Origin of the sequence: Thioclava dalianensis, assembly GCF_000715505.1 — a bacterium.
In the GTDB taxonomy this organism is placed as follows: Bacteria; Pseudomonadota; Alphaproteobacteria; order Rhodobacterales; family Rhodobacteraceae; genus Thioclava; species Thioclava dalianensis.
Genome location: NZ_JHEH01000004.1, coordinates 176,087 through 188,291, shown reverse-complemented (window position 1 = coordinate 188,291; position 12,205 = coordinate 176,087). Strand labels below are relative to the sequence as shown.

The following is a 12,205-nucleotide window of genomic DNA, read 5'->3' as shown; positions in this document are numbered from 1 at the left end:
TTGACGGGCCTATCTAGGCGGATGCAGCCCAAGGCGCAAGACCGACTTGCCGGTTTTTCCCCCGACCGCTGCGCAAAATGTATCAAACCATCGGGGCGCGTGGCCGCATCTCAGCCCTGCCCCCCTTTCCTGCTTCCTCTTGATCGCCAAATATCCCCGCCGGAGGCGCCTCAACGCGCAGCTCACCCGACGCGGACCCGATGCGCGCAGCGTGCTTTACAATTCGACCCTTTCGCAACAGGCCCGCAGCCGCTATACCTCGCGCGGTTTGACAGCTGCCAAGGAGAGAGCAATGGCCAATGTCGTCGTCGTCGGTGCCCAATGGGGTGACGAGGGGAAAGGCAAGATCGTGGACTGGTTGTCCGAGCGTGCCGATATTATTGCGCGCTTTCAGGGTGGCCATAACGCGGGCCATACGCTGGTCATTGATGGCAAGGTCTACAAGCTGAACGCATTGCCCTCGGGCGTGGTGCGCGGCGGCAAGCTCAGCGTGATCGGCAATGGCGTCGTGCTCGATCCGTGGCATCTTGTGACCGAGATCGAAAAGATCCGCGAACAGGGCGTCGAGATCAGCCCCGAGACGCTGATGATCGCTGAAAACACCCCCCTGATCCTGCCGATCCATGGCGAGCTGGACCGCGCCCGCGAAGAAGCCTCCTCCAAGGGCACCAAGATCGGGACGACCGGGCGCGGCATCGGCCCGGCCTATGAAGACAAGGTCGGGCGCCGCTCGGTCCGCGTGGCCGATCTCGCCGATGAGGCCACGCTGACGGCCCGTGTGGATCGCGCGCTTCAGCACCATGACCCGCTGCGCAAGGGGCTTGGAATCGAGCCTATCGACCGCGACGGGCTGATCGCGCAGCTCAAGGAGATTGCCCCCGAGATCCTGAAATACGCAGCGCCCGTCTGGAAAGTGCTCGCCGAGAACCGCAAACAGGGCAAACGGATCTTGTTTGAAGGCGCGCAAGGTTCGCTTCTCGATATCGACTTTGGCACCTATCCGTTCGTGACCTCTTCCAACGTGGTCGCAGGCCAAGCGGCGGCCGGCACGGGCATGGGACCGGGCGCGATTGATTTCGTCCTGGGCATCGTCAAAGCCTACACCACCCGCGTCGGCGAAGGCCCCTTCCCGACCGAGCTTGACGATGCCGACGGCCAGCGGCTGGGCGAGCGTGGCCGGGAATTCGGCACCGTCACCGGGCGCAAGCGTCGCTGCGGCTGGTTCGACGCCGCGCTGGTGCGCCAGACCTGCGCCGTCTCGGGCGTCTCGGGGATCGCGCTGACCAAGCTTGACGTGCTCGACGGGTTCGACGTGCTGAAAATCTGCGTCGGCTACGATCTGGATGGCAAGCGGCTCGACTATCTGCCCACCGCGGCAGATGAGCAGGCCCGCTGCACCCCGGTCTATGAAGAGATCGAAGGGTGGAACGAATCCACCGAAGGCGCCCGCAGCTGGGCCGATCTTCCGGCAGCGGCGATCAAATATGTCCGTCGCATCGAAGAGCTGATCGACTGCCCGGTGGCGATGCTCTCGACCAGCCCCGAGCGTGAAGACACGATCCTCGTCACCGATCCTTTCGCGGATTGAGGCCGATGGCGCTGAGTTACAAAGCACGCAGACGCGGGGCCCTTCTGGCCCTCGTCATCGGGCTGCCGCTTTACGTGGTGGTCGCGGTGAGTGTGGTGAACTGGGCAGAGGGCCGCTGGGGAACGATGCCTTGGTGGTTCTCGCTCGTCGTCTATGTCGTCCTCGGTATGCTTTGGATCGTCCCGCTGAAACCGGTCTTCACCGGCATCGGCAAGGACGACCCGGACGCGCCCTCGCAAGACTGATCCGCCTCGGCGGATCGTCTTTCTCCGATACGACTGACGCAAAAGGGCGGCCCCGCAGGACCGCCCCGTTACTCCGCACCACTCTCCAGACTTACTGCCCGGCGGCCACCTTGGCCTCGTCGTAATAGCGCGAGGCTTGGGTAATCGCGTATTGGCCGCGTTTCACCTTGGTGATCTTGCCCTGACGGAGCAAACGGCCAAAGACGCGCATCCGCTCTTCGCGGGGCACATCTGCGGTGGCGTTCATCGTGGTCAGCTTGCGCATGATCTGGGGCGGCGAGAAATAGGGACGCCCTTCGACTGCCGATGTATAGGCCGCTGCTGCCTCAAGCAGATCCGACAGGCCCTGCGTGCCCAGCGTTTCGGCAAATTCCTCAAAGCTCGTGGCATCGCCGGACGCCATGGCTGCGGTTTCCGCGTCATAGGCTTCGGCCAGCTGCGCGCTCGAGACACGGCGCGGACGGATCACATGGGTCGTCGGTTGCGCCTGAGCGGCGGGCTTGGCGACCTGCTGATCGGCATCCACATCCACGCGCTGTTCAGACACCAGAACCAGCGGCGCGGGGCGCAGCGCGGTCTCGGGGCGACGCGACACGCGCTCGCCTCCGCTGGCGACGGGGCGGCGCGGTTGCACGGCTTGCGAAAGATCCGCGCGATAGGCTTCGGTCGCGCGCTCGTCCTCCGGCAGCGGTCCGGCGGTGTCCTGACCCTTGGTGATGCGATCTGCCACGGTCGCGGCCACAGCCGCTTTGAGATGAGCGATAGCGGAAAAGCGGCGACGGGTTTCCTTGCCCGCCGATTGCTTGTCGGCCTCTTGCATCAGGCGCGACATCTCGGCCTCGGGCGCATCGGCAGCCGGAGCCGGGTTGCGCGTCTGTGCCGCCACGGGCTCCTGCGGCGCGACATCCGCATCTTCTTCGTCGTCCGGCTCAAGCGCCAGATCATCCTCGTCATTTTCGTCGAGCGCGTCAGCGTCGGCATGCGCTTTGCTGTCGGCTTCCTCGGGCGTCTCAAGACCCAGCGCCTCGGCCAGAGCGGCATCTTCCAGATCCAACGCGTCCGGATCGGCATCGTCTGCGTCGTCGGCATCATCTGCGTCGAAATCAGAGCTATCTTCGATCTCGGCCATTTCTGCGTCGTCGGACAGCATCGCCAGTTCGCGCATCAGGTCGGCCTCATCCTCTTCCGAGAGCGAGGAGCGCGGCGCGGCGGCTGCGGGTTTCTCCGGGGTCGTGGTGCCCAACTCTGCGGCTAGGCGCGCGGCGAGATCGTCACCGATTGCGTCCTCTGCGGCCCCACTGTCCTGTTGAGCCTCGTCTTTCTGAGCCACGTCTTCTTTCTCGGCCATTTCGTCTTGCGACTGGGCGGCTTTGAGAGCGGCTTCGGCCTCGGCGACGGCATTGGTCTCTTGGGGCGCTTCGGTCTTGAGTGCGACCGGTGCGGGCGTCGGGCGACGCACCTTGATCACGCGCGCCCGAACCCGAGCGGGTGCGGGTGCATCGGCCTGCACCTCTTCGCGCGCAGCCGCCTCGGGCTCGGCGGGGGTCTCCTCGACCGGCGATTGCTCGGCTTCAGCAGCGGCCTCTTCAATCAGTTCCGCGACCGCTTCCGGCTCTGCTTCGGCGGTTTCGGGCGCGTCCTCTGCGGCAGCCTCGGGGGCATCCTCCGCATGCTCAAGCGCCACCTCGTCAGCCGTGTCATCCTCCACGGCATCGACCAAGTCCTGCGATTGCTCGGGCTGAAGGGCCTCGGCGAGCCCCGCGATCAGCGTGTCATCAGCCGGGTCGGTTGCCGGCTCGGGCGCGGCCTCACGGTCGGCGGGCTCTTCAGCGGCGGCCTCAGCTGCGGAAGGTTCCTCAGAGGCGGACTGCGGCGCATCCGCATCCAGATCTTCGGCATCCAGCGGGCCGGAAATATCGAGATCAAAGCCGAAATCCGCATCGTCATCGGGTGCGGCTGCGTCGGTATAGCCAACGGAGGGCTGCGACACGATATCGGTCTGCTCATCCTCTTCATAGGTCATGGGCTGTTCGGCGCGGGCGCGAGCCACGGCGGCACGAATACGCTGCAATTTCATCGCCACCGACTCAGGCGCGGTACCAACCGGAGCTTCAGCTGCTTCAGGCTGAGCGGCGCTGGCCTCCGGGGCAACAGCCTCGGCAGCCGCAGGTGCAGCCTCGGCGGCAATCGCAGCCGTCGTCATCTCATCAGCGACCAGATCCTGCGCCGGTTCAGGGGACTGCGCCACCTCGGGCTCCGACTCGGATTGCGCGCCGATCAGGCTGTCATGCTGGCGCAGGATCACCCCGTTCTCTTGGATCTTGGCATCAACACGGCGCTTGATCTCACGCTCCGCGATCTTGTGAAGCATCTCGGCATCGGGTTGCGGTGGCTCTGCGCCGAAATACCGGTCCTCAGATGCGAGATCCCGGAAATACTCCGCAATCGCCTTCATCGTATTGAACGGCTCGTCAAACCCTTCGAGCGTGCACGAAAAAGTGCCGTAAGAGACGGTAAGGATCTTGCTTGCACCAATCATGGACCACTCGCTTTCTATTGGACCTCATAGCGTCAACATCCAACTGAACTGGTTCTTTCCCGTGGACGAAAGAAGGCATTTAAAAGGAATTTTATAGGTCTTGATTGTGTTCCCCTGCCATATTCGTCATCAATCATGCCATGTTCCAGCCGATTGTAAACTCAACGCACGGTGTCACATTGCTCGGCGCCGGGGCAGTGAACCAAATAGATGTTGACGATGCGTTGACAATCGCGCCCTGTCTCGTGGCCGCGGATGGTGGAGGTGATCGGGCTCTGGATCTGGGTCATGAGCCGCAGGCCGTCATCGGCGATCTCGACAGCCTGAGCGCACAGGCCCGCGCGCATCTGGGGAGCCGCGTTCATCACGTGGCCGAGCAAGACAGCACGGATTTTGGCAAATGCCTCGCTCTGATCGAGGCCCCCTTCATCCTCGCGCTCGGCTTTACCGGGCAGCGGCTTGATCACACGCTGGCCGCGATGAGCGATCTATTTCGCACATCCAAAACCGTGGTGATGCTGTCCGAGGAAGAGGTGATCACGCGCTGCCCTGCGCATATCACGCTGGATCTGGAGCCCGAGACGCGGGTGTCGATCTTTCCCTTCGGCCCGGTCACCGCGCACTCTTCCGGGCTGCGCTGGCCGCTCGACGGGCTGGAGTTTTCCCCCGACACGCGGGTCGGCACATCGAATGCGGCGCTGGGTCGGGTGGAGATCACGCTCAACGGCTCGGCCCTGTTGATGGTGCCGCGCGAGGGCCTGGGCGCGATGCTTCAGGCGCTCGGACTGCCTCAGACCTGATCGGCGCCCTCGATGCGCAACGTATCGCCCAGCCAAGGCGCATCGCGCAGCGCCGGGGTCACGACCCGCGCAGCCAGCAATCCGCGCAGCCGTTCGGCGACCTGACCGGGCAAGCCCCCCATGCCGCCCGCCCGTGCCGCAAGCACGATCCGGCGCGAGAGCGGCGCGCCCGGCAAGGGCTCGAGCACCAGCCCCGCGCGGGGCGCGTGGCGCACCCCCGAGGGTGTCAGGATCGTCCAGCCCTGCCCCGCCGCCACCAGCGCAAGAATGGCCGGATAGCTGTCCAGCGCGAGCCGATGCCCCGGCGCATGCCCCTCGCGCGCCAGATGAGCTGCAATCTGACGGCCCATAAGCGTGCGCTCGGAATAATGAATGAACGGCAGGTCGCGCGGCGCGTTTTCCGGGCGCACCACCAGAAAGGGCTCTTGCAACAACGGGTGCAGCTCGGTGCCATCAGGCAGCCCGTTTTCAGGCAGCGCCGCCACCGCGACATCCAAGCCGCGCGTCTCAAGCAGGCTCAACAGGCGGTGGCTCGGCCCGGTCTCCAGCTCAAAGCGGCATTGCGTCAGCTCCGAGGCCATCCCGGCCAGCAATTCGGGCGTCACCTCGGCCTCGAAATCCTCGATCATGCCAAGCCGGAAACTGGTCAGACCCGACGGGTCGGCCAACGCCACGCCAGCGCGCCCCTGCGCCAGCGCCTCAAGCATCGCCTCGGCATGGGGCAAGAACCCTTGCCCCGCCACGGTCAGCGCAAACGGCCGGGCGCTGCGATCCACCAGTTCAGCGCCCAATGCTGTTTCCAACGCGGCGAGCTGCTGGCTCACGGTCGGTGCCGAGACCCCAAGCCGCCGGGCTGCGGCCGTGATCGCGCCCTCTTCCGCAGTCGCGGTGAACACCTCGACGGCCCAGAGGCTTACGCGGGGGGGCTGAGGGGGCATCGGCAGGCTCCTTTGCTGGCTCCGCGCGCACAGTGCCGCGCAACAGCGATGGCCACAAGCCTTTAGCCCTCGGCCACGATCGCGGGTTCACGCCGCCCCGCGCAGTCCGCGCGCGGGCAGATCCGGCAGGACGTGCCGACGCGGCGCAGCGAGCCGGAGGGGGGCGCGGTCTCTTCGGGCAGGATCAGCATCATCGCCTCACGCAGAACCGGCCCGTCAAACCCGGTCACGCGGGTCTCGCAGAGCGCATAGGTCAGAAACCGCATCGGCATCCGCCCCGCGATATCGACATGGGCGCGGATCGGCTGCATCGGCTGGGCCAGCGCCTCGTAGAGCGGCCAGAGCGGGCAGCCAGCCCCAAAGCGCGGCAGCGCAAAACCTGGCACGGCGCGGCGAAAGGTCATCGTCCCCGAGCCATCGCAGATCACGAGGCCTAGCTCGCTCATCCCGGCAAGACCGGGCGGGAGAGCGGCCAACCGGCGCATCACGGTGCTGATCGGCGCGCCAAGCGCCTGCGCAAGCTGGCCGGGATCGGTGCCGATCTCACTCAGGGCAGGCGCGATTACGTCAAGCGGCAGGGCCCGCGCATCCGTGGCGATCCGTTCCAGATGGGCGCGCGCGAGGCTGCGTGCCGCTGCAGAGGCCAGCTCCGGCACGCCCTCGATCAGCTCTGACAGAGCGCAGGGGCCGGCCTCGATCTCTGGGAAATGCCACGCCCGCGCCTCCAGCCAAGCCTCAAGCTCTTCTTGCGGCGAAGACAGACCCGTCTCGGCCTCATTCATCCCGTCGAGATATCCCACAAGCGCCTCTGCCGTGGCCGACAGCCGCAGGCTTTCCTCCTGAATCGTCGAGAGAAACCGCGTGCGCCATTCCGGCTCAATGTCTTCCGCCTCAACGAGGATCGCCGCGGTGGAGCGCAGGCTCGTCACCGCCGAGAGCACCTCATGCAGCGAGGTTGCAAGGAAGGGGTCTTGCGCCATGCGGTCGGCGTAATCCTCAAGCACCCGCTCAAGCCGCGACAGGCGCGCCTGCCTGCGCGCCAAAAGCCCGGCCCAGCCGGGGAAACGCCCGACGAACTCCTCGATCCGCTCCAGATCGGGCGTCGGACCGCCGCCCGCCACCTCGCTTTCGCCTGCGGCAACCGCCTCGCGCAGCCCATCGAAAAGCGCGCTATCGGCGCCCTCGGACAGCATCACCGTCTCGACGCCCATTGCACGGGCGATCCGCTCAACCAAAGCGTCTGATACACGGCGGCGATTATGCTCGATCAGATTGAGATAGGCCGCCGAAATCCCCGCCGCGCGGGCCAGATCCGCCTGCTTCATCGTCAGCAAGGTGCGGCGTTCGCGAATGCGTGTGCCAGTGAGGGGGGAACGAGGCATCGGGTTTCTCCTTTGCCCAGTTTACAATCAACCCTGCCCTTTACAATGAAATTTACAGCATTGCCCCTACCATTGCCGGGACAAACGGCTCGGTGATTTGACCGCGCGACAGAATCGCCCATCCTGAGATTTCCCCCGCCGCAGCCCAAAAGAGGCCCCGATGCAGCCAGACCAGATTGAATCCGGCCTGAAAGACATGGTCACAGCCGTAAACCGCATCGCCCCCGACTGGGCGGTCGCGCTTTCAGGCTTTGCGATCGCGGCGCTGCTGGCGCTGGGGCTGTTCCGCTTCGTCTTTACACTGCTCACCCGGATGGTTGCGGAGCGCGAGCTGTTCTGGCGCTCGCTGGTGGCGCGCGCCGCCCAGCCGCTGCGCCTCGTGCTGCTGATCGTAGCGCTGGCCTTCGTGAACCAGATCGTGCCCATGCCGCCGCATGTGAGCCGGGGCGTCACGCAGATCCTGCTGATGGCGCTGATCCTGTGCCTCGCCTGGATCGCCTATACCGCCCTCTACATTTGGACCACGATCCATCTACGGCGCTTCAAACTTGATGCCGAGGACAATTTGCTCGCGCGCAAACATGTCACCCAAACCCGTATCCTGATGCGCGTGGCCAAGGTGATGGTGGTGATCCTGGCCGTGGCCGCCGCCCTGATGACCTTCCCGGCGGTGCGGCAATATGGCGTCTCGCTGCTGGCCGCCGGTGGGGCGGCGGGCATCGTGGTGGGGCTTGCCTTGCAACCGGTGCTGAAAAACCTGTTTGCGGGCATCCAGCTTGCGCTGACCCAGCCCATCCGCATTGATGATGCGCTGATCGTCGAGGGGGAATGGGGCAATGTCGAGGAAATCACCGCCACCTATGTTGTGATCCGCATCTGGGACTGGCGGCGTCTTGTGGTGCCGCTGAGCTATTTCATCGAGCAGCCCTTCCAGAACTGGACGCGCGAGAGCGCGGCTCTGATCGGCACGGTCATGATCTATCTCGACCACAGCGCCGATATCCCCGCGATTCGCGCCAAGGCCCGCGAGATCGCCGAGGCCTCACCGCTTTGGGATCGCGATGTTTTCGCTGTTCAGGTGACCGATTTTCGCGAGCGAGTAATCGAGGTCCGCATCCTTGTCTCTGCGCGCAACGGGCCGCGCACCTTCGATCTGCGCTGCGACATGCGCGAGGCGCTGATCGACTGGATCAAGCGCGAGATGCCCCATGCCCTGCCCCGGACTCGCGCCGAGATCGACGGGCTGGAGCCCCACGCGCAGGCTAGAACGCCCGACCAATCGCCCCCGCCGCACGACCCAGCCCCTCGCTGAGAACGCCGCCCGCCTAAGGTGCCTCACTCGAAACTCTTGAAGCGCGCGCCATAGGTCAGCGCGCGATGCGAGCAACTGTCCATCGCATTCATCAGCCATGCCCGATCAGGCCCCTCGAAGGCCTGCAAATGGCGGTTCAGCGCGATCTCTCCGCGCATGATATTGCTGGCCAGCGGGCCGCTGAAGTCGAGCAGGCGCTGCAGCCAAAACTCCTTGGCCTCGGTGATATAGCCGCCATAGCTGGCACCCGGCACAACCTGCCGCGCGACGGCCAGACAATAGCCCGCCTCCACGGGCTGAGTCGGGGTCTCAAACAGATACCCCGCCGGTGCCGCGAACTGGCTTTTCCACGTCATCCAGAACAACACAGCCAAGCCAGACAACCCCAGAGCACCGAGCACATAGACCCGCAGGCCGATCCCGGCGCCCGCTCGCGTGCTCGCCTTGGCCGCCATATCATCCCCCGGTTCGTGGACCCGCTCCAAAGCCTAGCACGCTCAGGCTTAAAACTCCGTCAACGCGCAGCAAAAAGCCCCCCGGATCGCTCCGGGGGGCCAAGTGTTTTGCGCGCGGCGCGGACTTTACTTCAGACCGGCCTTATCGGTGACGGCATGGGTCCATGCGCCTTCGGGCTTCTTGGTGATCACCGGATCCGAACCACCTTCCAGCAGCACCTTGACTGTGCGCTCGTAATCAGCCGGATCAAGCACGCCATCGGTGCCCTCGGTCAGCTTGGCGACTTCCTTCATCATGCCGACCTGATGCTCCATCGTCTGCGCACCGGTCTCGTCATTGTCGAGCACGATTTGAGCGGCCTCCTCGGGATGGGCATCGGCATATTTCCAGCCTTCCATCGACGCCTTCACGAATTTCGCCATCGTGTCGACAAAGGCCGGATCCTTGAGCTTATCCTCCATCACGTAAAGACCGTCTTCGAGCGTCGCCACACCCTCGTCCTCATATTTGAAGGTGATGAGTTGATCGGGCTTGATCCCGGCCTCGAGCACCTGAAGATACTCATTATAGGTCATCGTTGAGATACAGGCCGCCTGCTTTTGCAGCAGCGGATCGACGTTGAAGCCCTGCTTGAGCACCGTCACGCCATTGGGGCCGCCATCGGTCGGGATGCCCAGATGGGCCATCCAGCTCAGGAAAGGATACTCATTGCCAAAGAACCACACGCCCAGCGTATGACCGGGGAAGTCCTTGGGGGTCTTGATGCCGCTTTCCTTCAGACAGGTCAGCATCATGCCCGATTTCTTGTAAGGCTGCGCAATATTGACGAGCGGCAGGCCTTTTTCGCGCGCAGCCAGTGCGGCGGGCATCCAGTCGACGATGACATCCGCGCCACCGCCTGCGATCACCTGCTCAGGCCCGATATCGGGACCGCCCGGCTTGATCGTGACATTGAGCCCCGCATCCTTGTAATAGCCCTTGTCGAGCGCGACATAATAGCCCGCGAATTGCGCCTGCGTCACCCATTTGAGCTGTAGCGTCACATCTTCGTTGGCCTGGGCTGCGCCCGCCATGAGACCCAGGCTGACACTCAGCCCCGCGATCAGTTTTTTCATTTCTCTCTCCACTGTTGGCCCCGGATCTTGCGCCCGGGATTTTCGCTATTCGTCAGGCTCGTGCGCGTTGCGACGGGTGCCAGAATGTCACCAGCTTCTCGATGAGCGCGACCGCCCCGTAGAAGCCCGAGCCCGCGAGGGCCGCAACGGTAATCTCCGACCAGACGAGCGGCAAATCAAGCTGCCCCACGGCGGTCGATATCCGAAAGCCCATCCCGCGTGTCGGGCTGCCGAAAAATTCAGCAACGATGGCCCCGATCAGCGCCAGCGTCGTGGCGATCTTGAGCCCGTTGAACAAAAACGGCATCGCGGCGGGCAGACGCATCTTGAACAGACCCTGCCAATAGCTCGCCGAATAGGTCGCCATCAGATCACGCTGCAATTGATCGGTCGCAGCCAACCCCGCCACCATGTTCACGAGAACCGGGAAGAACACCATCACCACGACGACCGCCGCCTTGGATTGCCAGTCAAAGCCAAACCACATCACAAGGATCGGCGCGATCCCGACGATCGGCAACGCGGCCACGAAATTGCCCACCGGCAACAGTCCGCGCTGCAAGAACGGCGAGCGATCGATCAGCACCGCCACGACCACGGCGGCCGCACAGCCCATCAGATAGCCCGACAGCGCGCCTTTCAGAATGGTCTGGACGAAATCCTCCCGCAGGATCGGCCCCGACGCGGCGAAGCTCTGCGCGATCTGGCTGGGTGCGGGCAGGATCACCGGGCTGATCTCAAGCCCGAGAACGAGCCCCTCCCAGAGCAAGAGGATCGAGATGCCAAACAGCGCGGGGATCGTGAATTGCGCCCATTTCTGATGCCCGTGCCGCTGTGCGAGCCACGCGTTGGCCCCCCATGCCGCAATCCAGAACACCACTGCGAAGATCAACCAACCCATCATGCCATCCCCATTCGACGCAGCACCACCCGCTCGATCACGCCCACCGCGATCACGAGGATCGCCGCAAGCCCAGCTGCGGTAAACAGCGCAGCCCAGATCTGCACAGTTTGCCCGTAATAGCTTCCCGACAGCAGCCGTGCGCCGAGCCCTTGCGTGGCCCCTGCGGGCAGCTCGGCCACGATCGTGCCCACCAGACTGGCCGCCACGCCAACTTTCAGCGAGGCGAACAGATAGGGCATCGACGATGGCAGGCGCAGCTTCCAAAGCGTCCCCGACCGGCTCGCATTATAGGTCTTGAGAAGATCAAGCTGCATCGCATCGGGCGCACGCAATCCCTTCACCATCCCCACGAGGACGGGAAAGAAATTCAGATAGGCCGCGATCAGCGCCTTGGGCAAAAGCCCCGTGACGCCAAGGCTTGCCAGCACCACGATCACCATCGGCGCAATCGCGAGGATCGGCACGGTCTGGCTCGCAATCGCCCAAGGCATCACCGACAGATCCATGGCCCGGCTATGGGTGATCCCCACCGCGAGCAGGATCCCCAGCCCGGTGCCCAGCGCAAAGCCCACCATCGTGGCCGACAGCGTGATCCATGCGTGGAAGACAAGACTGCGCTTGGAGGTGAAGCGCTGCCCGAACAAACCATCCCACAAGCCCTGCGCCACCTGATGCGGCGCGGGCAGAACGGGGCGCTTCTGGCTCATCGTGTCGGTGAGAAGATGGCTGATGCTGACACTCTCGCCCGCCCTCGCCGCCTGATCATAGGTCCATTTGCTGTTGAGCAAGACCGTAGCGCCGTACCAGATCACGAGAATCGCCGCGAGTACGCTCAGAACGGGGGCTATCGACTTCATCGCGCGCCCCCTTCCTCTTGACCGAAATATCCTCGGGGGGAGCGGGCAAGGCCAAAGCCTGGCCCGCTG

The 12,205-nt window shown here is 64.4% G+C and carries 11 protein-coding genes; 4 read left to right on the top strand and 7 right to left on the bottom strand.

Annotated elements, in window-relative coordinates:
• Positions 1-292: 292 nt before the first annotated feature.
• Together DL1_RS05165 and DL1_RS05160 are read left to right on the top strand one after the other, a co-directional pair.
• Positions 293-1,588 carry an adenylosuccinate synthase gene (locus DL1_RS05165; RefSeq protein WP_038063411.1) on the top strand — a complete coding sequence of 432 codons (1,296 nt, stop codon included), beginning with the start codon at positions 293-295 and terminating at the stop codon, positions 1,586-1,588.
• Between the two features lie 5 nt (positions 1,589-1,593).
• A complete protein-coding gene (locus DL1_RS05160; protein ID WP_038063409.1) occupies positions 1,594-1,833 on the top strand; it encodes a DUF2842 domain-containing protein in 240 nt (79 codons plus the stop codon).
• A gap of 91 nt (positions 1,834-1,924) precedes the next feature.
• Here the strand turns inward: DL1_RS05160 and DL1_RS05155 are convergent, their stop codons facing one another.
• On the bottom strand, positions 1,925-4,372 hold the full coding sequence (locus DL1_RS05155) for a hypothetical protein (RefSeq protein WP_038063406.1): 2,448 nt from the start codon (positions 4,370-4,372) through the stop codon (positions 1,925-1,927).
• A gap of 197 nt (positions 4,373-4,569) precedes the next feature.
• On the opposite strand from DL1_RS05155, the gene DL1_RS05150 reads away from it, so the two are divergent.
• Positions 4,570-5,172: a thiamine diphosphokinase gene (locus tag DL1_RS05150; RefSeq protein WP_245739583.1), complete on the top strand. Its 603-nt coding sequence runs from the start codon at positions 4,570-4,572 to the stop codon at positions 5,170-5,172.
• Here the strand turns inward: DL1_RS05150 and DL1_RS05145 are convergent.
• Together DL1_RS05145 and DL1_RS05140 are read right to left on the bottom strand one after the other, a co-directional pair.
• The gene (locus DL1_RS05145) at positions 5,163-6,110 is read right to left on the bottom strand and encodes a LysR family transcriptional regulator (protein WP_038063401.1); all 948 of its coding nucleotides are present in this window, start codon (positions 6,108-6,110) and stop codon (positions 5,163-5,165) included. The two genes, DL1_RS05150 and DL1_RS05145, sit on opposite strands and share 10 nt — an antisense overlap.
• 62 nt (positions 6,111-6,172) lie before the next feature.
• Complete coding sequence (locus DL1_RS05140) at positions 6,173-7,492, bottom strand: XRE family transcriptional regulator (protein WP_038063398.1); 1,320 nt, start codon at positions 7,490-7,492, stop codon at positions 6,173-6,175.
• Between the two features lie 160 nt (positions 7,493-7,652).
• On the opposite strand from DL1_RS05140, the gene DL1_RS05135 reads away from it, so the two are divergent.
• Positions 7,653-8,804 carry a mechanosensitive ion channel family protein gene (locus tag DL1_RS05135; protein ID WP_074854869.1) on the top strand — a complete coding sequence of 384 codons (1,152 nt, stop codon included), beginning with the start codon at positions 7,653-7,655 and terminating at the stop codon, positions 8,802-8,804.
• A gap of 23 nt (positions 8,805-8,827) precedes the next feature.
• Here the strand turns inward: DL1_RS05135 and DL1_RS05130 are convergent, their stop codons facing one another.
• The 4 genes from DL1_RS05130 to DL1_RS05115 all read right to left on the bottom strand — a co-directional run bounded on the left by DL1_RS05130 (position 8,828) and on the right by DL1_RS05115 (position 12,136).
• Complete coding sequence (locus DL1_RS05130) at positions 8,828-9,259, bottom strand: AIR synthase family protein (RefSeq protein WP_038063395.1); 432 nt, start codon at positions 9,257-9,259, stop codon at positions 8,828-8,830.
• A 126-nt stretch (positions 9,260-9,385) separates the two neighbouring features.
• Positions 9,386-10,375, bottom strand: coding sequence for an ABC transporter substrate-binding protein (locus DL1_RS05125; protein WP_038063392.1), 990 nt, complete (start codon positions 10,373-10,375; stop codon positions 9,386-9,388).
• A 52-nt stretch (positions 10,376-10,427) separates the two neighbouring features.
• On the bottom strand, positions 10,428-11,276 hold the full coding sequence (locus DL1_RS05120; protein ID WP_038063389.1) for an ABC transporter permease: 849 nt from the start codon (positions 11,274-11,276) through the stop codon (positions 10,428-10,430).
• Positions 11,276-12,136: an ABC transporter permease gene (locus DL1_RS05115; protein ID WP_038063385.1), complete on the bottom strand. Its 861-nt coding sequence runs from the start codon at positions 12,134-12,136 to the stop codon at positions 11,276-11,278. The genes DL1_RS05120 and DL1_RS05115 overlap by 1 nt, the downstream gene beginning before the upstream one ends.
• Positions 12,137-12,205: the final 69 nt, after the last annotated feature.

Coding starts and splice junctions, on each gene's coding strand:
- DL1_RS05120 (WP_038063389.1), bottom strand. CDS start 11,276: ATGGGTTGGTTGATCTTCGCAGTGGTGTTCTGGATTGCGGCATGGGGG.
- DL1_RS05145 (WP_038063401.1), bottom strand. CDS start 6,110: ATGCCCCCTCAGCCCCCCCGCGTAAGCCTCTGGGCCGTCGAGGTGTTC.
- DL1_RS05125 (WP_038063392.1), bottom strand. CDS start 10,375: ATGAAAAAACTGATCGCGGGGCTGAGTGTCAGCCTGGGTCTCATGGCG.
- DL1_RS05165 (WP_038063411.1), top strand. CDS start 293: ATGGCCAATGTCGTCGTCGTCGGTGCCCAATGGGGTGACGAGGGGAAA.
- DL1_RS05160 (WP_038063409.1), top strand. CDS start 1,594: ATGGCGCTGAGTTACAAAGCACGCAGACGCGGGGCCCTTCTGGCCCTC.
- DL1_RS05155 (WP_038063406.1), bottom strand. CDS start 4,372: ATGATTGGTGCAAGCAAGATCCTTACCGTCTCTTACGGCACTTTTTCG.
- DL1_RS05115 (WP_038063385.1), bottom strand. CDS start 12,136: ATGAAGTCGATAGCCCCCGTTCTGAGCGTACTCGCGGCGATTCTCGTG.
- DL1_RS05130 (WP_038063395.1), bottom strand. CDS start 9,259: ATGGCGGCCAAGGCGAGCACGCGAGCGGGCGCCGGGATCGGCCTGCGG.
- DL1_RS05140 (WP_038063398.1), bottom strand. CDS start 7,492: ATGCCTCGTTCCCCCCTCACTGGCACACGCATTCGCGAACGCCGCACC.
- DL1_RS05135 (WP_074854869.1), top strand. CDS start 7,653: ATGCAGCCAGACCAGATTGAATCCGGCCTGAAAGACATGGTCACAGCC.